Source organism: Galbibacter sp. BG1, from assembly GCF_013391805.1.
In the GTDB taxonomy this organism is placed as follows: Bacteria; Bacteroidota; Bacteroidia; order Flavobacteriales; family Flavobacteriaceae; genus Galbibacter.
In genome coordinates this window covers 2789511-2810207 of the sequence record NZ_CP058364.1, presented here as the reverse complement: position 1 = coordinate 2810207, position 20697 = coordinate 2789511, and the positions used below count along the sequence as shown (strand labels likewise).

At 37.2% G+C, this 20697-nt stretch carries 16 protein-coding genes and 1 tRNA gene; 12 read left to right on the top strand and 5 right to left on the bottom strand.

The window, feature by feature from the left end; genetic code table 11:
• Positions 1-6: 6 nt before the first annotated feature.
• On the top strand, positions 7-2433 hold the full coding sequence (locus tag HX109_RS12210) for a TonB-dependent receptor (protein WP_178952363.1): 2427 nt from the start codon (positions 7-9) through the stop codon (positions 2431-2433).
• A 2-nt stretch (positions 2434-2435) separates the two neighbouring features.
• The gene (locus HX109_RS12205; RefSeq protein ID WP_178952361.1) at positions 2436-3068 is read left to right on the top strand and encodes a hypothetical protein; all 633 of its coding nucleotides are present in this window, start codon (positions 2436-2438) and stop codon (positions 3066-3068) included.
• Positions 3069-3134: 66 nt separating this feature from the next.
• Here HX109_RS12205 and HX109_RS12200 read toward each other — a convergent pair whose 3' ends face one another.
• On the bottom strand, positions 3135-4619 hold the full coding sequence (locus HX109_RS12200; protein ID WP_178952359.1) for an ATP-binding cassette domain-containing protein: 1485 nt from the start codon (positions 4617-4619) through the stop codon (positions 3135-3137).
• Between the two features lie 127 nt (positions 4620-4746).
• Here HX109_RS12200 and HX109_RS12195 point away from each other — a divergent pair, with 127 nt between their 5' ends.
• The gene (locus tag HX109_RS12195; RefSeq protein ID WP_178952357.1) at positions 4747-5355 is read left to right on the top strand and encodes a hypothetical protein; all 609 of its coding nucleotides are present in this window, start codon (positions 4747-4749) and stop codon (positions 5353-5355) included.
• A 12-nt stretch (positions 5356-5367) separates the two neighbouring features.
• Here the strand turns inward: HX109_RS12195 and HX109_RS12190 are convergent, their stop codons facing one another.
• Together HX109_RS12190 and HX109_RS12185 are read right to left on the bottom strand one after the other, a co-directional pair.
• Positions 5368-6561 carry an MFS transporter gene (locus HX109_RS12190; RefSeq protein ID WP_178952355.1) on the bottom strand — a complete coding sequence of 398 codons (1194 nt, stop codon included), beginning with the start codon at positions 6559-6561 and terminating at the stop codon, positions 5368-5370.
• A 155-nt stretch (positions 6562-6716) separates the two neighbouring features.
• A complete protein-coding gene (locus HX109_RS12185) occupies positions 6717-7832 on the bottom strand; it encodes a PQQ-dependent sugar dehydrogenase (protein WP_178952353.1) in 1116 nt (371 codons plus the stop codon).
• A 337-nt stretch (positions 7833-8169) separates the two neighbouring features.
• On the opposite strand from HX109_RS12185, the gene HX109_RS12180 reads away from it, so the two are divergent.
• Positions 8170-8244, top strand: a tRNA-Pro gene (locus HX109_RS12180).
• Positions 8245-8400: 156 nt separating this feature from the next.
• On the opposite strand, the gene HX109_RS12175 is transcribed toward HX109_RS12180, so the two are convergent.
• Positions 8401-9111 (bottom strand): membrane or secreted protein, encoded by a 711-nt coding sequence (locus tag HX109_RS12175; protein WP_178952351.1) that lies wholly within the window; start codon positions 9109-9111, stop codon positions 8401-8403.
• Between the two features lie 308 nt (positions 9112-9419).
• Here HX109_RS12175 and HX109_RS12170 point away from each other — a divergent pair, with 308 nt between their 5' ends.
• The 8 genes from HX109_RS12170 to HX109_RS12135 all read left to right on the top strand — a co-directional run bounded on the left by HX109_RS12170 (position 9420) and on the right by HX109_RS12135 (position 18629).
• Positions 9420-9863: a Fur family transcriptional regulator gene (locus HX109_RS12170; protein ID WP_178952350.1), complete on the top strand. Its 444-nt coding sequence runs from the start codon at positions 9420-9422 to the stop codon at positions 9861-9863.
• 17 nt (positions 9864-9880) lie between these two features.
• Positions 9881-11152, top strand: coding sequence for an adenylosuccinate synthase (locus HX109_RS12165; RefSeq protein ID WP_178952348.1), 1272 nt, complete (start codon positions 9881-9883; stop codon positions 11150-11152).
• A 106-nt stretch (positions 11153-11258) separates the two neighbouring features.
• Complete coding sequence (locus tag HX109_RS12160; protein WP_317170419.1) at positions 11259-13133, top strand: OstA-like protein; 1875 nt, start codon at positions 11259-11261, stop codon at positions 13131-13133.
• Between the two features lie 9 nt (positions 13134-13142).
• Positions 13143-14336: an aspartate aminotransferase family protein gene (locus HX109_RS12155; RefSeq protein ID WP_178952344.1), complete on the top strand. Its 1194-nt coding sequence runs from the start codon at positions 13143-13145 to the stop codon at positions 14334-14336.
• Between the two features lie 87 nt (positions 14337-14423).
• Entirely contained in the window at positions 14424-15824 is a 1401-nt protein-coding gene (locus HX109_RS12150) for a tetratricopeptide repeat protein (RefSeq protein WP_178952342.1), read from the top strand.
• 134 nt (positions 15825-15958) lie between these two features.
• Entirely contained in the window at positions 15959-16876 is a 918-nt protein-coding gene (locus HX109_RS12145; RefSeq protein WP_178952340.1) for a DUF368 domain-containing protein, read from the top strand.
• A complete protein-coding gene (locus HX109_RS12140) occupies positions 16877-17899 on the top strand; it encodes a DUF368 domain-containing protein (protein WP_178952338.1) in 1023 nt (340 codons plus the stop codon).
• Positions 17892-18629 (top strand): shikimate dehydrogenase family protein, encoded by a 738-nt coding sequence (locus HX109_RS12135; RefSeq protein ID WP_178952336.1) that lies wholly within the window; start codon positions 17892-17894, stop codon positions 18627-18629. Before HX109_RS12140 ends, HX109_RS12135 begins: the two co-directional genes overlap by 8 nt.
• A gap of 8 nt (positions 18630-18637) precedes the next feature.
• On the opposite strand, the gene nagB is transcribed toward HX109_RS12135, so the two are convergent.
• Positions 18638-20575, bottom strand: coding sequence for a glucosamine-6-phosphate deaminase (gene nagB, locus HX109_RS12130; protein ID WP_178952334.1), 1938 nt, complete (start codon positions 20573-20575; stop codon positions 18638-18640).
• Positions 20576-20697 lie beyond the last annotated feature (122 nt).

Here is a 20697-nt window from a genome sequence, read left to right as displayed (position 1 = left end):
TAACCATTGAATTTAACCAACCGCCTGCTTTTTGCACTCTGTTTCTTGACGATAACTTCCGTTTACTGTCAGACCGCTACCATTACTGGGATTGTGCTCGATAAAAACAACACCCCTGTTCCCAATGTAGCTGTCATGGCCGAAAACAGCAGTACAGAAACCAACGATAACGGTTTTTATCAACTGGTTGTACCTGCGGAAAAGAAAGCAACCATCACCTTCCGCCATATCTCTTTTAAAAAAATAGACTTAAAGCTCAACTTAAAAAAAGGGGAGAATTTTGAATTTAATCCTGTGCTTCAAGACCAAGTGGAACAGATTGGGGAAGTAATTATTTCCACCAACAATCAAAAAGAAATTGAAGGTATACAAAATATTTCCCCTGAAATGGTACGCACCATTCCTGGTGCCAACGAGGGAGTAGAAAATATATTGAAAACACTGCCAGGTGTAAATTCCAATAATGAGCTAAGCACACAATATGCTGTGCGTGGCGGTAATTATGATGAAAACTTGGTTTATGTAAACGAAATTGAAGTATACCGGCCTTTTCTTATCCGCTCTGGGCAACAGGAAGGTATGAGCTTTATAAATACAGATTTAATACAAAATATAGACTTTTCCGCAGGTGGGTTTCAAGCCAAATACGGCGATAAACTTTCTTCCGTACTCGATGTAACCTATAAGACCCCCACTCAATTAATGGGTGGTTTTAATGCCAGTTTCCTAGGCGGTAGCGTATTTCTAGGAACAGCTTCCACAGACAAACGCTTTACCTCTTTAACCGGTGTACGCTATAGGGATAATAGCCTTTTGGTAAACAGTAAAGATGTAGAAACCAATTACAATCCCATTTTTGCGGATGCACAGACCTTTTTAACATACAGATTGTCTGGGCGGTTTCAATTGCAATTTCTTGGAAATTTATCGCTTAATGAATACGATTACCAGCCCCGAAGCAGACAAACCACCACCGGCACCTTCGATAATCCACTTGCCATCCGTGTAGATTATCAAGGAGATGAAGAAGATTCCTATAAAACAGCATTTGGGGCATTTAAGGGTAATTACCAACTGAATGACCGTGTGACCCTTAAGTTTATCACATCTCTCTTTCATACTGAAGAAAAAGAACACTACACGATAGCGTCCCGCTATCGTATTGGTGAGATTAATCCAGAGATGGGCGGTTTGGTAGAAGATTTTGTAGACGTTGGTAGTCAATTTGAATATGCTCAAAATAATTTGAACGCTACAATTTTTAACCTTCAGCATAAGGGATTTTATGAAAAAGAAGAAACAACTGTAGAATGGGGCATAAAATACAGCTACGAAAAATTTGATGACCGATTGGATGAATTCGAAGCCATCGATACTACAGGGTTTTCTAACGACAGCATAAACTTTCCAAACGAATGGGTTATTCCACCTTTTAACAACATACATGCGAATAACAACACTAGTAACAATAGAGTTTCGGGATTTGCACAATGGAGCAAACTCACCACTATTGGGGAGGCCCAAGTCTGGTTAAACGCTGGTGTAAGGGCTCAATATTGGAATATCTCTGGAGATAGCATTGCAAATGCTTCTCATTTTATTGTGAGCCCGAGAGCGCAATTTTCCATCAAACCAAACTGGAAAAAAGACATGCTTTTTAGATTGGCTGTAGGAATTTACCAACAACCTCCTTTTTATCGTGAGTTGCGGGATAGCACAGGAATGGTGAATCCAGAGGTTAAAGCTCAAAAATCCTACCACGTGGTTTTTGGACACGATTACAGCTTTAAAATGTGGAACCGCCCTTTTAAACTTATCTCGGAAGCTTATTATAAATATATTGACGATGTAAATCCATATACCCTAGAAAATGTGCGCATACGTTACGAAGCTAGCAATAATGCGGTGGCATACGCATATGGTGTCGATTTACGATTGAATGGTGAATTTGTACCCGGCACCGAATCCTGGGTTAGTTTAGGATATCTAAAAACTGAAGAGAACATCGATGACCGTGGTTACATACCAAGGCCTACAGATCAGCGGTTAAAGTTTGCAGTGCTGTTCCAAGACTATATCCCGAGTATTCCAAATGTAAAGCTCTATTTAAATGGGGTATACAATACTGGTGTGCCCGGAGGATCCCCAAATTATGCCGATCCCTACGAATACCAAATTAGGTTGCCATCATACAAACGTGTAGATATGGGCGTAAACTATGTGATCGTAGACGGAAAAGAAACTACAAAACCAGGGCATTGGAGCAACAAATTCAAAGAAATTGAGGTAGGCTTCGAGATTTTCAATATTTTTGACATCCAAAATACGATTACCAATACATGGGTAAACGATTATTACACCAACCGACAATACGCCATACCAAATTACATGACAGGAAGGATTTTTAATATTAAAGCAGGATTGAGGTTTTAAAAATGAAGAAAAATATATTTTACCTAGTTGTACTTCTTATAAATGTTGTAGGATTCAGCCAAAAAACAATTTACCAGAGTGATTCTTTTGAAGAGCTCAGCAAAGACCATAAAACAGTTGCCATTTTACCTTTTGAAGCAAGACTGGAACTGGAAAATAAAAATTTATCAAACGAGCAATTAAACAAGCTTCAGGAAAAAGAAGGTTACGAAGTACAAAATGCTTTGGAGACCTATTTTTTAAAAATGCATAAGCGTAAGGATTACCGCATAGAATTTCAGGACATACAAAACACCAATGCTTTATTGGCACAAGAGAATATCGACTTGATGAATCTCGATATTTATACCACTCAAGATTTATGTAAAATACTGGATGTAGACGCCTTAATATCGGGCGATCTTACTTTAAATGCACTAATTTCTGAAGGGGTTTCCACAGATTTTGATTTTATGTCTTTCATATCGGGAACCTCCGATTATGGTAGAATAGCCATAAAATTAAGTGATGGGGATACAGGCAAACTTTTATGGAAATACGAAAAAGTGATAACCCGTAAATCTGGTAAAAACACTTATGATATTATAGAAGCCATGATGCGTAAATCTACCCGCAAGTTTCCGTATGATAAATAATATTACCTAAAAATCAATCTATTTAAAAAACGTTGAGCAGTAATCTTCAACAATCCTTAACAGCTTTTAAACAACATTTCCATTTTCTAAAGTAAGTATTTTATTAACACAATTGGGAATCTCTTCCTTCTTGTGCGAAACATATACCAATGTAACTTTATCGGTTTCACAGATGTGGTTTAGTAAGCTTTTAAAGTACGATATTTGATCTGTATCCATTCCTTGGCAGGGTTCATCTAAAATAAGCAAAGGCGGATTTTTAATTAAGGCCCTTAACAATAATAAAACCCGCTGCTCCCCTAAAGAAGCATGCACAAACAATGCATTCTGCATGGAATCCAAGCGCACCATTTTCAACCATTTTAAGGCAATTTCCTCTTGATGTTTGGTCGCTTTGGAAACGGTACCTATTTCATCTTGATAACCTGAAATCAATACATCCAAAAAAGTTAACTTACTATAATTCCCTGCTTGCGAAGTAATCCCAGGAACCGTGTGCCGCACCCCTTTACCACGCATAAAATAAAGATGAAGCTCTGGCGACAAGTACCCTATTTTCTGTTTAATATCCCAAATACTTTCACCACTCCCCCGCTGCTTATCGAATAAAACCAAATGGTTGTTATAACCTTGAGGATTATCTGCTGTTATTAAACTTAATAAGGTCGATTTACCAGCTCCATTATGCCCTAAAAGCGCCCAATTTTCCCCTGGTTTGATGATCCAATTTATATCCGATAAAATAGGCTTTCCCTTCATTGCAACATTCACTCGCTTCATTTCCACTATAGTTTTATAGTTCTCTGAAGTGTTTTCTAATAAAGAATCGACCTCCAAGGAGGCGTTAAAAGTTGTACGGCGGTTTTTGTTTTCTTCTGAAGCATTGAAGGCGCTTAGTTTTCCTCTTTCCAAAACGACAATATTTGTTACAAATGGCGGAATTTCATTCGCACTACAAATAATAAAGATGGAAATTCCATCCTGCTGCAGTTCTTGAAGATATCGGGTTAGTTTTTTTCGAAAAGAAACATCCAATCCTACAAATGGTTGATCCAATATTAGGAATTCGGGTTTTTGCAAAAGCGCTAAAGCTATCTGTAGCCTTTTACGTTCTCCATTGCTCAACGACAGCAGGTTTTTAGGACGCAATGAATCTATTTCCAGAGTCTTGAAAATACTTTTTAAGGCTAATGAATTCAATTCTTCTGCCTCTACCTTATTCTTAAGCAAAGAATCGACCGTAAGCTGTTTTTCATACTCGTGAAATTCATATCGTTTGCTATAATAATTGCTTCCAAAACCGGCAAGCTCACTAAACTCATCTTGCTGAGGCACCAAAACTGATTTTAAATTGTTCACTAACTTTCCATCTGTCAGTGCTTTTTTACCTACCAGTAAGTTTGCCAATGTAGTTTTTCCGCTACCAGAATTGCCAATAACGGCCAGAGACTCCCCTTTTTTAATATCCAAATTAATGGTATTTAATATAGAATGTCCGTTTATACTATAAGATACCTGTTCTAGAACTACTCTTTTGTTTTGTGCTAGCATGTTGAAATATTCAACTACAAATTTGAAAGAAATAAATTAAAAATCAGCTTTAAAACCCTTATTCTCTTCAGGAGTTGTTTTTTTCGTTAATTTTATAAGAAGCAATAATGGATTTAAATCTTTAGGTATGAAAAATTACTTCTTTGTTCTGTTCCTCCTTTTACTTCTTTCGTGTAAAAATGAAAAAAAAGAAAGTTCCAATAGCAATACTGAAATTAAAAGCGATAGCGTATCTGTTGAAAATACTTCAGTCAATGCTCCCACTGACTATGCACCGCAATCGGTAAACGATTCCCTCGCTGAAAAAATTGCCGCTTACCTACGAGACGATTATTTAAAAGACGATATTGATATTTTGGATACTTCCGAAAGAAAATTTCAGCTCTATGAAATTGATCTTAATGAAGACGGACAAAAAGAAGTTTTCATTAATTTCATGACGCGCTATTTTTGTGGTACTGGAGGATGCAGTATGCTTTTATTAAATTCTGAACTTTCTAAAATCACCAATTTTTCCGTGATGAATCCGCCTCTATTTGTGGAAAAAATCAAGAAAAACGGTTGGAGGATTCTCTTAATAAAAGACCGTGGTGAATTGAAAGAGTTGGTTTACAAAGACGGAAGCTACCCTAGTAACCCCAGTGTCCTGCCAAAAGCTCCTTACGATGCTCCCAGCGGACATGCCGAAATTCTCTTCGATGAAAATTACAGCAAGCCTAAAACGTATAATTTCTAAGAATTCCTAAACTCAATTTTGAAAAGCCAACTTTTGCTTGGCTGCCTTTTGTTTTCTGTAGAGTAATATACTTACCGCCAAGATCACACCGCTAGCTGCCATGGCTGCACCCACAACACTCGCAGAGGTATAACTAAAACCGTACGCAATGGGTAACCCCGCCAAATATGCCCCAGAAGCATTCCCCATGTTAAAAGCACTGTGATTGGTAGAAGACCCCAACATTTCTGATTCTTTGGCACTATTTATCACTGCCATTTGAATGGGCGTAGATACGGTAAAGGCAATCATCCCAATTATAAAGGTCATTAATAGCACTATATAACCACTGGATGCAACAAAGCTATTTATAAGTAAAACCGTTACCATTACCGATAAGCTAATTACAACTGCTTTTAAGGGAGAAAATATTTCAGCCAACTTCGCCCCCACAAAATTACCAACTACCATTCCTAATCCGGCAAGTATCATAGCATAACTTACAATAGCATCACTTAAACCTGAAACTTCTGTAATTAGCGGTGCTATGTAGCTATACCATGCAAAAAAACCTCCGGTACCCACCATGGTTAGTACGATAAGTCCTAAAAAATCAAGGTTTTTAAACAGTTTAAATTCATCTTTCATTCGCTTTGCTGGAGCTTTTTCAATTACTGGCATCCAAAAATGAATACTTAAAAGAGTTAATATTCCAATAACCCCTACAATCATAAAGGAAATACTCCAATGAAAATGGTGTCCAACATAAGTACCGATTGGAACCCCTATTACATTGGCAACGGTAAGTCCAGAAAACATAGTTGCAATGGCTTTTGCTGCTTTTCCTTTTTTTGCCAAGCGACCTGCCACCACGGCCCCGATGCCAAAAAAAGCACCGTGTGGTAATCCTGATAAAAACCTGGTAAGTAAAAGAAGGTAATAATTATTAGCAAAGGCCGAAGCGGTATTGAATACCGTAAACCAAATCATTAGATAAAGGAGTACTTTGTTGGGGGAGAATTTATTACCAACAGCACTCAGCAGTGGTGCACCTACCACAACGCCTAAAGCATAAGCAGAGATAAAATGTCCCGCCTGTGGTATTGTTATATTAAGAGCGTTAGCTACATCTGGAAGGATTCCCATAATGACGAACTCCGTCATCCCTATCCCGAATCCACCTATAGCCAATGCCAGTAATGCTTTTTTATTAGTTACTTCTGCCATAAATTAAACACCTAATGTATTTGAATGCAAAAGTAATACTATTAAAAAATAATTGGTTGTGTTCTATTATCAATTATCTGCAGTGAAATAACAGAACGTAAGTATGTGGTTATGAAAATTGACTGAAAAGGAAAAAGTACTTCTTTGCTAAAAGGCTATTCCGTTTTGGGGACGATTTTTACAATCCCCCTATCTTCTATTGCTAAATATAAATAACCATCTGGCGCCTGTTTTACATCGCGCATACGCCCTTCGTCTTCAAATAACTTTTCTCTTTTGGTTACTTCATTATTTTCGATAACCAAACGCTCAAGGTATCCAAATTTCAAGGAACCTACCATAAGGCTCCCTTTCCAGTCTGGATATACATCTGAACTTACAAAAGCCATTCCGCTAGGGGCTATGGAGGGAACCCAATAATGCAATGGCTGCTCCATCCCTTCTTTCTCTGTAATGTCGGTAAATGAAGTTCCATCGTAATTTTCTCCATAGCTAATAACCGGCCAACCATAATTAGCGCCTTTTTTAACGATATTGATTTCATCACCTCCCTTAGGCCCGTGCTCGTGTGTCCAAATCTCACCTGTTTGATAGTGTTTTACCATTCCTTGCGGATTTCTATTTCCGTAGGTGTAAATCGCTTCTTTAGCGTTATCCTCGCCCACAAAAGGATTGTCTTGTGGAATAGAACCGTCTGTATTTAATCTGTAAATCTTACCACCGTCGCGCGTAATATCCTGCGGATTAACATCTCGCTCCCCACGATCTCCAATGGAAAAATAGACGTGCCCTGCATCGTCGAAAGCTATTCGTGAACCAAAATGTTGTCCTTTTCCTGTATTGGGCGTAGCTTTATATAAAACCTCGGTTGATGTTAAACTATTACCTTCAATTTTTCCACGAGCCAATGCAGTATTAGCTCCATCACCATCGCCCTCACTAGAGGCATAAGTAAAATAAACCCATCCATTATCTTGGTAATTCGGGTCTAAAGCGACATCCAACAAACCACCTTGACCCTGTTCCTTAACGGATAAATTATGACTGATTTCTGTTTTCTCTGAATTTGAAACCCTGTAAAGCTTACCAGATTTCTCGGTAACCAAAATATCCCCATTCGGCAAAAAAGCCATTCCCCAAGGAATATTAAGTCCTTCTACCACGGTTTCTAGCTCATAGCCAATAATTTCTGGAGTTTCTATTGTTTTATCTTCCTCTGCGCAGGAAACTTGAAGGATCACCGTTATGAATAACCAAATAATATTTTTCATCACTTTATTTTTATCAGATACAAGTGTACAAATTAAATTAAGATTTTTTGAGGTCTTAAAATTCAATCACCTCATTTATTAATTAAAATACCACTCCTCAATATAAAATAATTCTATGTAACTTACTGTTTTTCAATCTTAAAAATTAGTTAACTTCAACTGATCAAAAAAAACATTGAGATTTATTTAATTATTAAAAAAAGAATTATACTTTTGTGCCCGCTTTAAGGGAAACATTTTCCTGCAAAAAGCACCGAATTGAACTTTACTCAAAAAGTTTTCGGGGTGTAGCCTCTCAACGAAGTTCGAGATAAACTACACTACGAAAAATAGTTCTCGGGGTGTAGCGTAGCCCGGTTATCGCGCCGCGTTTGGGACGCGGAGGTCGCAGGTTCGAATCCTGCCACCCCGACAAACCTAGCAATAGGTAAAGACTAAACACTGTTAATCTTATGATTTTCAGTGTTTTTTTTGCTTTAGTGATTACCTAATAATTTCAGTATTACAACTAAAAGTGTAGTGCACTAAGATGAAATCAATTATCACATATAAACTTTTTCTTTTAAAATTATTCCCTTAAGCTCCAAATTTCATGTATTGGATTTCCTTTGCTAGATAAACCAGAGTGATGCCATTTACCATCTAATAACTCATAATTAAATTTTAGGGTGAGACCTACTTTTGAATCATCTTTTGAAAAGAACTCAATATTTTCGGTATACTCCCCATCCACAGTTGTATAAGTACCACCACCAGTACCCATAAATTGTTTAGTTTGTGTATTGTAAGCTGTCCATTGAAAACGAGTACCAGATAATATTTTCATAGTTTTTCTAGGGCTACTTATATCCCGTTGCTGTGTCTCACCATTTCTTACTCTTCCAGACATTAACCAAGCGCCATTAAGCACTCCTGGCTTTCCGTTATCTACTCTTTTATATTTCATATGGCTATCGTTAATTTGAAGATATTGATCGGTAATCGATACTTCCAAGTTATTTTCTGTTCCAGCTGCTTCAGTATTTTCAGTATTAAATTCTATTTTCCCTTTCAAAACACCATTTACCAAATCCCATGAACCTCCTTCTGTATGGAGAAATTTTCCAGTTGCGGCATCGTACGTAGTTAACGTTTGATATCCATCAGCAAACATCCAAATGCTTTTAACTCGATTCCCTCCCTCAGATATGTAATTGGCTTCCCAAGCGCCATTTAGGTTTTGGGCATTCACAGAAATACTTAAAAAAGTACAGATAAACATTACTACATATTTTGCCATGATCCCTTTTTTAAATGTTATTGATTTAAAGGTACTGTTTATATAGAAAAAATAACTACCTCATATACACTATTATATTTTTTTACTTAATACCGAATATTGCATGGTATACTTACAATCCTTTTTAACCTGAATTGCTACAATTACCATAGACATTTGCTTACCACAGCAGTAAGTTTCTAGCTGTTAAGCTGAATTAAACAAACAAAAATTATTTATTTTTATAACTGTTTGCATAGAGAATGTATTTTGTAATGCAAAATTGTTCTATATAGCTTACATTTGCATCTTAATTCGTAGATTTGATTATGGCGAACGAAAAAAATCAAGAAATCGTTAAAAACGTGTTCACTAAATTTTTAGAAGAACACAAGCACAGGAAAACTCCTGAACGATATGCTATACTTCAAGAAATTTACGACAGTACCGAGCATTTCGATATAGAATCCCTTTATATCAAAATGAAAAATAAAAATTATCGGGTAAGTCGTGCTACACTATACAATACTATAGAACTTCTATTGGAATCTGGTTTGGTGAGAAAACACCAATTCGGCCAGAACCAAGCGCATTACGAAAAGTCTTATTTTGACAAGCAGCACGACCACGTAATTTTAACCGATACCGGTGAGGTTATGGAGTTTTGCGATCCACGGATTCAAAATATAAAAAAAACCATCGAAGAAGTTTTCAATATAAAAATACAAAACCACTCGTTGTACTTTTACGGTACTAAAAACGAGAAGAGTTAATAATTTATTTCAAAAAAATGGCAGTAGACTTACTACTAGGATTACAATGGGGAGACGAAGGTAAAGGTAAAATCGTCGATGTCCTCACCAAAGATTATGATATCATAGCACGTTTTCAAGGAGGTCCAAATGCAGGGCATACTTTGGAATTTGATGGCATTAAACATGTTTTACACACCATTCCTTCTGGGATTTTTCACGACAATGCAATAAACGTTGTTGGGAATGGCGTTGTGATAGACCCTGTTATCTTTCAAAAAGAATTGGAGAACTTAAATAAGTTCAACATCGATATTAAATCTAAACTTTTAATTTCCAGAAAAGCACATCTTATCTTACCCACGCATAGGTTGTTGGATGCGGCTTCTGAAGCTTCCAAAGGAAAAGCCAAAATTGGTTCTACCCTTAAAGGAATTGGACCTACCTATATGGACAAAACCGGAAGAAACGGTATTCGTGTGGGAGATCTGGAATTGGATGATTGGAAGGAAAAATACAGAAATCTGGCCGACAAGCATGAAGCCATGATTAATTTTCACGATGTGAACATTCAGTATAATTTAGCTGAATTGGAAGCTGAGTTTTTTGAAGCGATCAAAGTTTTAAAATCACTCACTTTTATAGATAGTGAAGAATACATTCACCAAGCACAGCAGGATAAGAAAACTATTCTGGCTGAGGGTGCTCAAGGTTCTTTGTTGGACATCGATTTTGGAACGTATCCATTTGTTACTTCTTCCAATACTACCGCAGCTGGAGCCTGCACAGGACTGGGAGTAGCACCTAATAAAATAGGGGAAGTTTTTGGGATTTTTAAGGCATATACCACCCGTGTTGGTAGTGGCCCCTTCCCTACCGAACTTTTTGATGAAGATGGAGAAACCATGGGTCGGGTAGGAAACGAATTTGGTGCTACCACAGGCAGAAAAAGAAGATGTGGATGGCTAGATCTTGTAGCATTGAGATATGCAGTACAGGTAAGCGGTGTTACGCAACTTATTATGATGAAAGCTGATGTGTTAAGTGGCTTTAAAAAATTAAAAGTGTGTACCGCATACAATTACAGAGGCGAAGAAATACATCACCTTCCTTATAATATCGAGGCAGAAAATGTAACTCCAGTCTATTCCGAAATTAATGGTTGGGACAAGGATCTAACAAAAATTAAAAGCAAAGAGGAATTTCCTAAGGAATTAAATGAATACATTGAATTTTTGGAAAAAGAATTACAGGTGCCTATTAAAATTGTTTCCGTTGGCCCAGATAGAACACAAACGATCCCAAGGTAAATTCTTTTGAGGATACAACAAAACAAAAAGACTTTCGAATATGAAAGTCTTTTTGTTTTATAAATTATTACTAACGCTTCCGCTTCTAAACGAAAAAACTTTATTTTTGAAGCAAAATTTTATAGGGTTGAATCAATTACAAACATATTTTTGTCTCTTTCTTCTTTGCTTTGCCAACTTTCTTTCAGCACAGGAAAAAAAGGAAATTACCATTGTGCACGGTGGGGATTTTAATAAGGATGAAGAGAAATATCCAGGGGCTTCTATTTTCAGTAAAGACAATCAACAAGTTCAATTCGAACATCAAGGAATAGATCTCTGGTGCGACCTAGCCGTTTACTATCAAACGGAAAATAGGATTCAGGCCTATGGAAATGTATTCTTTCAGCAAGGGGACTCCATTAAAATGAATAGTGAATATGTTGAGTACGATGGAGCTACTAAAATCGCTTTGGCCAAAGAGAATGTTATTCTGCGGAACAACTCTATGACCCTTACAACGGAAGAACTCGAGTTCGACAGAAACCAACAGGAGGCATTTTATGAAAATTTTGGAACTGTAAAGGATAGTGCCAATGTTTTAACAAGTGATAAGGGCCGCTATTACATGGAAATTGATAAATACGAGTTTAAAAGTGATGTGAAAATTACCAATCCGGATTATGTTATTAATTCTGCCCGTATGGATTACTATACCAACACCAAAAATACCTATATGTATGGGCCATCTACGGTGGTTGGAGAAGACTATAAAATGTATTGCGAACGCGGGTATTACAATACCACTGCAGAAACCGGTTATGGGGTAAAAAACACGCGTATAGATTACAGCGATCGCATTATATACGGGGACAGCCTTTATTTTGATAAAGCTACCGAATTTGCATCGGCCACCAACAATATTAAGGTTATCGATACGGTAAACGACGGGGTTCTGCGCGGTCATTATGCAGAAATATACAAAGCCAAAGATTCTGTTTTGGTAACAAAAAAGGCTTTGGCAATTAGTGTTTTTGAAAAAGACTCCATGTACATCCATGCCGACACCCTTATGGTTACCGGTAAGGAAGACGAAAGGATAGTACGTGCGTTCCGGGACGCCCGCTTCTACAAGACCGATTTAAGTGGTAAATGCGACTCTATACATACGGATGAAAAGACAGGGATCGCCCAATTAATTACAACCATACCCCCAAACACCCCAGAAAACAAAATCTCTGCCTTTAGGCCTGTTCTATGGAGTGGCCTAACGCAGATGACAGGAGATAGCATACACATTATTTCCAATGTGAAGACCGAAAAACTGGATTCCCTAAAAGTTTGGGACAATGCTTTTATCATTCAAAAAGATTCCTTGAGTGGCATTAAGTTTAAAGATTCCTTAAAACAAGGTTATAACCAAATTAAAGGAAAGTATCTTTACGGACTTTTTGAAGAAAATGAATTGAAGATAGTAGACATTGTTAAGAATGCAGAACTCATCTATTATCTCTGGGACGACGACGATGAATTTGTAGGAATCGACAAACGTTTATGCGGACTTATACAAATGGTGATGGAAGACAATGAAATTGACAACACCACCTCTTTTATTAATGTAGAAGGCGATATTTTTCCGGATAGCGAACTTCCGGTTAACGGACGTAAGTTTAGAGGATTTTATTGGCGTGGGGATGAAATCATTTTGAGTGTAGACGATCTTTTCAGTGAAGAAGATAAAAATATTAAACTTCCTGTAATCAACGGAGTTAATAATCCAATCGATATTGATAATCCGAATCTTGCACCCGAAGAAATACTGAAAGAAGGGATAGAAGCACCAGAGAAAGAGGGTGGTAAAGAAACTCCTAAAGACACTACTAAAACAGGGAACAAAAAAGCTACCCGACCACAAAAAAGCACGTTGAAAAAAAACAAAAAGAAGAATCAGCCACCCAATAAGTCCGCCATGCAAAAACAAGAAGCACGAAGAAAAGCATAAGACTCGGACATGAAGAAGGACTTTTTAAAATATCAGGCGCAAACGGGCCCATCACCGCTGGGAATGGAAGTATCCCACGCAAAGGGAAGCTATATCTACGACATTGATGGCAAAGCTTATTTAGATTTTGTAGCTGGGGTCTCTGCCAATACCCTAGGCCATAGTCATCCCGATATTGTGCAAGCGGTACAAGAGCAAGCAGCCTCCTATATGCATGTTATGGTTTATGGAGAATACGCTCAAAAACCAGCCGTGGATTATGCTAAGTTATTGGCCGAACAATTACCACCTTCATTAAGCACTACCTATTTGGTAAACTCTGGAACAGAAGCTATAGAGGGCGCCATGAAACTGGCAAAAAGAGCTACAGGCAGAGCAGAAATAGTCGGAGCAAAAAATGCATATCACGGCAACACACAGGGAGCAATGAGCTTAATGGGCTTCGAAGAAAGGAAAATGGCCTATCGCCCACTGTTGCCAGGAATAAAATTTATTACTTTCAACAACGAAGAAGATCTTAAAAAAATAACACCCAAAACGGCTGGAGTACTTATAGAAACCATTCAAGGAGGTGCGGGATTTATAGAACCCGTAAATGACTTTCTAAACAAAGTAAAGCAACGTTGCGAAGAAGTGGGCGCCCTACTTATTTTAGATGAAATTCAACCAGGCTTTGGAAGAGCAGGTAAGCTATTTGGTTTTATGAACTACAAAGTGCTTCCAGATATTTTGGTTATTGGTAAAGGGATGGCCAGTGGAATGCCGGTTGGAGCTTTTGTAAGTTCTAGTGACACAATGGCATTACTAAAAGAAAGTCCGAAAATGGGACACATTACTACCTTTGGAGGACACCCCGTAATTGCTGCGGCCGCATTGGCTACATTGAAAAAACTCGTCAATTCCAATTTAATGCAGGAAGCCCTGGAAAAAGAAAAGCTTTTTCGCGCACGTTTGGTACATCCTTTGATTAAGGAGATTAGAGGAAGAGGTTTAATGTTAGCAGTAATTGTTGAAAAACCGGAAATAACAAATTTTCTGGTTTTGGAAGGAATGAAAAGAGGACTCATTTTGTTTTGGCTACTTTTTGAAACGAAAGCCATAAGAATTACGCCTCCATTAACTATTTCGAATGAAGAAATTGAAAAAGGTTGCACCCTAATTTTAGAGCTTCTAAATGAGTGGAATGACCAAAATGTTAACTAAATTGTTAATAACAATAAGGTTTTAAGTTCAATCATAAAGCTTCAAACCCTAAATTTATTAACGTAGAAATCTAAAAATGCATCGCCTATGCCATTTAGTGCTCACGAAGATCATAACTTGCCGTTAGCAAAATTCGAATCAATGCTAAAAACAAATGATGTTTATTTCTTTGATTCAGAAGATTTCCAAGAGATCATTCACCATTATCTAGACTCCGGAAAAGTTTCTTTAGCAAAAAAAGCCATTAAAATTGGTTTGGAACAACATCCTACATCTTCAGAATTAAAACTTTTGAATGTGGAAGTCTTGGTTTTTGAAAATCGATTTGATGCTGCTGAAAGAATTTTGGATGAATTGCAGGCCATAGAGTCTTCCAACGAAGAAATCTTTATTCAAAAAGCTAACATCTATTCCAAACAGGACAATCACCAAAAAGCAATCGAGTTGCTCCACGATGCCCTATCCATGACGGATGATAATGCTGATATTTGGTCGTTATTGGGAATGGAGTATTTGTTTTTAGATGACTATGTTTCAGCCAAAGATGCTTTTATTAGTTGCCTAGAAAGCGATTACGAAGATTATGCCGCACTTTATAACGTTATTTATTGTTTCGATTTTCTGGAAGATTTCGACGGGGCCATTGAGTTCCTCAATTCATATCTCGACAGAAACCCTTACTGCGAAGTCGCTTGGCATCAATTGGGAAAACAGTTTGTAAGCAAAAAGATGTATAAAGAAGCGCTGTCCAGTTTCGATTTCGCTATTTATTCCGACGATACTTTCATTGGCGCCTATTTAGAAAAGGGAAGGGTTTTAGAACGTTTAAAAAGGTACAACGAAGCTATTGAAAACTACGAAATTACCCTTGGCTTGGATGATCCTACTTCTTTTGCTTATTTAAGAATTGGGAAATGCCACGATAAGTTGGGGAATTACGATCTAGCCAAAAAGTTCTTTTATAGAACCGTACACGAAGATCCTCTCTTGGATAAAGGGTGGATTGCCATTACCGATTTTTACTTTAAACAACGAAATTACCAAAAAGCGTTGTATTACATCAATAAAGCGATTGCCATAGATAGTGAAAATGTGCTTTATTGGAAGCGGAGTGCAAAAATAAATGAGTTGCTTCATTTTTATGAAGAGGCCGATCTCGCCTATCAAAAAGCAGTGGAATTAGGGAATTATGAGCTACAAACATGGATCTCTTGGTCAGATATTTTGCTGAAACTTGGTGAGTACGACAGTGCCATCCACACCCTTTTACAGGCATTGGAATTCTATCCAGAACACGCAGATTTAGAGTATCGTTTGGCAGGAATGTACTATCTATCCTCTGATTCTTTAAAAGGCACGTATCATCTAAAAAATGCCTTAAAACATAATTACGAGGAACACGATACAATGGAAATTTTGTTCCCAGCTGTTTACAGCAGAAAAACAGTAAAAAATATCATCCATAGTTTTAAAAATGCGCCTCTTTAAAAGGGATTGATGTATTCTTTAAAAAGGTTAAATTTTCAACTACTTCAGTAAAATTCATGATTTTTTTTCATTCATCCATTGGGTGTCCATATTTGAAAAAAATTCATGTATTTTTGTTCGCCTAAGAACAACGTATGCAAAGATCATTTTTAGACTACCTCATTATTACGCTTAAAGGAATCGCTATGGGTGCGGCGGATGTCGTTCCAGGGGTATCTGGCGGCACTATCGCTTTTATCTCCGGTATTTACGAAGAGCTTATTACTTCTATTAACAACATTAGCTTAGAAACTCTAAAAATTCTTAGAAAAGAAGGTTTTAAAAAAGCTTGGGAACAAATAAACGGTAATTTTCTAATCGCTTTATTTCTAGGAATTGCCATAAGTGTTCTTTCCCTAGCTAAATTGCTGGAATGGCTTTTAGAGCACCATCCCATTTTACTTTGGTCTTTTTTCTTTGGGCTGGTGGTAGCAAGCGTTATTTTCGTTGGTAAACAAATTACTAAATGGAATATCGGCACGGTTGCTGCCTTTATAATTGGGGCTATTGTAGCTTATTTTATAACTACCCTCCCCCCTATGCATGAAACAGGAGGCTACTTACACTTATTTTTTGCAGGTGCTTTAGCTATTTGTGCTATGATTCTTCCAGGGATTTCGGGTGCTTTTATCTTGGTACTTCTCGGGGCTTATGGAATTATTTTGGGTGCGATAAACACGAGAGATTTAAAAACGATAGCTATTGTAGGTGTAGGTGCTATCTTCGGACTACTAAGCTTTTCCAAACTTTTAAAATACCTTTTTGATCATTATAAAAATGGTACACTAGCGGTTTTAACCGGTTTTATTCTAGGTTCTTTAAATAAAATTTGGCCTTGGAAAGCTATTACAGAAATTAAAAAATTTGGTGATAAAACTATCATCATCGACCATAGCACGAGTCCGTTTAACTACGATGGCGATCCGCAATTATTTTTAGCAATTATCTTGGCAGTTATCGGTTTTTTAACCATCTTTCTTTTAGAAAAACTAGCTACCGTAAAAGAAAAATAAATGCAGCATCCAACCCGCACCGTCCTAGACAAATTTTTCCTTTTTATAAAGGGATTGGCTATGGGAGCCGCCAATAAGGTGCCGGGAGTATCTGGAGGTGTCGTTGCGTTTGTTGCCGGATTTTACGAAGAATTTATTTATTCCCTTCAAAAAGTAAATTTAAAAGCATTAAAACTTCTTCTCAATGGCAGATTTAAAAGTTTTTTTCAATACATAAATGGTAGATTTTTAAGCTTGCTGCTTTTGGGGATGCTTGTTAGTTATTTTAGTGTTTCTAAAATTCTGGATTACTTTATAGCCCAAAAAGAATTATATGTTTGGGCGGCTTTCTTCGGAATGATCCTAGGTTCCATCTACTATATTTCCAAGGATTTTCACCATTGGAACAAGAGAACCATTATCTTCAGTTTAATAGGAATATTAATTGGAGTTTCAATCAGTTTTTTAAACCCTGCCAAACAGAACAACAATTTATTTTTTGTTTTTTTCTGCGGAATTATAAGCGTTTCAGGAATGACACTTCCAGGACTTTCAGGGTCTTTCATTCTTATTCTCTTGGGAAACTATGTATTGCTATTGGTAGATTCTGTTAATGCCTTATACGACACTTTTGCGGAAGCTTTACAAGGAGATTTTAGCTTTGTTGACAATTCAGAGCGGATTGAAATGTTGAAAATATTAGCGGTTTTTACCATAGGTTCCGTCACGGGCTTGGTAACTCTTTCTCATTTACTTAGCTATGTTCTCAAACACTATAAAAATAGTACCACTGCAATAATACTAGGTTTTATAACAGGTTCTTTAGGTGTTGTTTGGCCCTGGAAGCAAACGATCTACCGTTTAAATGAACTTGGGGAAATTGTAAGGGATTCCGCTGGGGAAAAAATAATCGTGAATTATCAAAGATATATTCCAAACATTATGAATCTAGAAACTTGGATTGCATTTGGATTTATTATAATTGGAATATTAATTGTATTGGCACTCGATTGGTACGGTAAAAAAACTTTAAAAAATGCGTAAACACTTTGGTCTATTAGGTAAGAATATTTCGTACTCTTTTTCAAAAGGATATTTTACAGAAAAATTCAAAGAGCTGGGTATTGAAGACACCCACCAATACGTAAATTTTGACTTGGAACAGGTAACGGATATTAAAAACATCTTAGCCTATGACCCTCATATAGTTGGGTTTAACGTTACTATACCATATAAGGAAGAGATCATTCCACTATTAAATGAAATAGACCCTAAGGCGAAAGAAATAGGCGCCGTAAATACAGTTAAAATTACCGAAAACGGACTAAAAGGTTTCAACACAGATATTTTTGGATTTCAAAATTCCATAAAACCTTTTGTCAAATTATTCCACAAAAAAGCATTGATTTTAGGCACTGGGGGCGCTTCAAAAGCAGTAAAACACGCTTTGATAGACTTAGGCTTAAACACCACATTTGTCTCTAGAACTGCCTCCAAAGGGCAATTAAGCTATGAAATGTTGACTAGGGAAATTATTGAGACAAACCAGGTGATAGTAAATACTACCCCGCTAGGTACTTACCCTGATACTGCGCAAAAACCAGCCATTCCCTACCACTTTCTAACCAGTAATCATTTGGTTTTCGATCTTATCTACAATCCATCGAAAACCACCTTCATGAAATTATCAGAAGAAAATGGCGCTACCGCAGTTAACGGTCATAAAATGCTAACCCTCCAAGCGGAAAAAGCTTGGGAGATATGGAATGATTAAATCTTCAGTTAATACTCAAACCTCTTAAAAGCTTCGATGGCTGCATAATCCGCTAAACCTAGTTTACGGTAATGTGCAGCTGTTTTCTTATTCCTATCTTCGGCACGTACCCAGAATTCCCGTAGATCTTCCCCTTGGAATAGAACACCGTCTTTTTGGGTTTGATGAAAGAAAATGGCCTTACGTTTACGTAAAACTTGATCCGGACTCATAGGAACGGCCATATCTATTTCATGGATTTCCCACTCGTGCCAAGCACCTCGGTAAAGCCATAGCCAACAATCGTCCATGTAGGCTTCTGACTTTAATTCGCGCATTGCTTTAAAAACAGCATCCAAACATACCTTGTGGGTTCCGTGGGGATCTGCCAAATCGCCTGCAGCATAAACTTGATGTGGCTTTATGGTTTCTATGAGGTTTTTTACAATATTTATGTCTTGTTCGCCTAACGGATTCTTCTTGACTGCACCTGTTTCATAAAATGGAAGGTTCAGAAAGTGTACTTGTTCGTCGGGAACATCGAAATATCGGGTAGCAGCAATGGATTCCCTTTTTCGTATTAAACCTTTAAGCTCCCTAACTTCTATAGGATCTATCTCATTCTCCTTTTTCTGTTCAATAGCTTTAATGGTACTTCTCAATTTTTCCAACTCTTTTCCTTCCGGAAGAAAATCCATAGCCACCTCGGCAAACTTCAAAGCATCGGCATTGGAAACTGCTATATTACCAGAGGTTTGATAAGCGATATGAACTTCGTGACCTTGTGCCACCAATCGATCGAATGTCCCCCCCATGGAAATTACATCATCATCTGGATGGGGACTGAAAATAATAACTCTTTTTTTCTCAGGTGATTTACGTTCTGGACGTTTACTATCATCGGCATTTGGTTTACCTCCTGGCCATCCGGTGATAGTGTGCTGTAGTTGATTGAACATTTCGATATTCAAATCATAGGAAGATCCTTTTTCCGTTAATAAATAAGCTAATCCGTTTTCATTATAATCCTTGTCAGTTAATCTTAAAATAGATTTTTCCAACTTATCGCAAAGCCATATCACTGCGCGTTTGGTCATTGCATTGGTCCATTCCACCGCATCAACCAACCATGGAGATTCAAAGCGCGTTAATAAAGAAGCGGCCTCGGTATCTAGCACAAAAGTGGTATTAGAATGCTCTTGAAGATATGTTGCCGGGATTTGACTTGATATCTCCCCTTCTATTGTTCTTTTAATAATTTCTGCTTTTTTATGACCCCAAGCTAGAAGAACAATACGTTTGGCATTGGTTACCGTGCCAACTCCCATGGTAATAGCCTTTTTAGGTACATTTTCAATCCCTAAAAAAGAACTGGCAGCATCCTCCCTAGTTAATTGGTCTAAAGTGATGCTCCGGGTTACAGAATTATAGTGGGATCCTGGTTCGTTAAACCCAATATGGCCAGTACGACCAATACCCAATAGCTGAAAATCAAGTCCGCCATAGCTCTCTATTTTATTTTCGTACGCCGCACAATATTCATGGATTTTCTCTTGCGGAATAGTTCCTTCTGGAATATGAATTTGGTCTTTTGGAATGTCTATATGATTGAAGAGGTTTTCATTCATAAAGTAATGGTAACTATGAATGCTTTCTGGATTCATGGGATAATACTCGTCCAGATTAAAAGTAATAACGTTTTTAAAACTTAAACCCTCTTCACGATGCATTTTTATTAACTCCTCATAAACCCTTATTGGCGAAGATCCTGTTGCCAAGCCTAGAATGCATTTTTCATCCCTTTTGGCTTTGGAACGTATAAGATCTGCTATCTCTTTGGCTACTAGATAAGAGGCTTTCGAAGATTTTTCAAAAACAACATTATGAATTTTCTCGAATCTGCTGAACTCATAAGTTCCTACCTTTTCGTGTTGAATACTAAGTGCTTCAGAAGAGATTATTTCCATTTAAATTTATTTTTAGTTCAAAAAAAAGCGAATTGCAAAGATAGTTAATTATTTAACATTTTTTGTTAGCAATGTGTAAATTATTATAATAATTAGTAGATAAAAACAACCTTACTTAGCCC

Coding starts and splice junctions, on each gene's coding strand:
- HX109_RS12205 (WP_178952361.1), top strand. CDS start 2,436: ATGAAGAAAAATATATTTTACCTAGTTGTACTTCTTATAAATGTTGTA.
- HX109_RS12200 (WP_178952359.1), bottom strand. CDS start 4,619: ATGCTAGCACAAAACAAAAGAGTAGTTCTAGAACAGGTATCTTATAGT.
- HX109_RS12195 (WP_178952357.1), top strand. CDS start 4,747: ATGAAAAATTACTTCTTTGTTCTGTTCCTCCTTTTACTTCTTTCGTGT.
- HX109_RS12190 (WP_178952355.1), bottom strand. CDS start 6,561: ATGGCAGAAGTAACTAATAAAAAAGCATTACTGGCATTGGCTATAGGT.
- HX109_RS12185 (WP_178952353.1), bottom strand. CDS start 7,832: ATGAAAAATATTATTTGGTTATTCATAACGGTGATCCTTCAAGTTTCC.
- HX109_RS12175 (WP_178952351.1), bottom strand. CDS start 9,111: ATGGCAAAATATGTAGTAATGTTTATCTGTACTTTTTTAAGTATTTCT.
- HX109_RS12170 (WP_178952350.1), top strand. CDS start 9,420: ATGGCGAACGAAAAAAATCAAGAAATCGTTAAAAACGTGTTCACTAAA.
- HX109_RS12165 (WP_178952348.1), top strand. CDS start 9,881: ATGGCAGTAGACTTACTACTAGGATTACAATGGGGAGACGAAGGTAAA.
- HX109_RS12155 (WP_178952344.1), top strand. CDS start 13,143: ATGAAGAAGGACTTTTTAAAATATCAGGCGCAAACGGGCCCATCACCG.
- HX109_RS12150 (WP_178952342.1), top strand. CDS start 14,424: ATGCCATTTAGTGCTCACGAAGATCATAACTTGCCGTTAGCAAAATTC.
- HX109_RS12145 (WP_178952340.1), top strand. CDS start 15,959: ATGCAAAGATCATTTTTAGACTACCTCATTATTACGCTTAAAGGAATC.
- HX109_RS12140 (WP_178952338.1), top strand. CDS start 16,877: ATGCAGCATCCAACCCGCACCGTCCTAGACAAATTTTTCCTTTTTATA.
- HX109_RS12135 (WP_178952336.1), top strand. CDS start 17,892: ATGCGTAAACACTTTGGTCTATTAGGTAAGAATATTTCGTACTCTTTT.
- nagB (WP_178952334.1), bottom strand. CDS start 20,575: ATGGAAATAATCTCTTCTGAAGCACTTAGTATTCAACACGAAAAGGTA.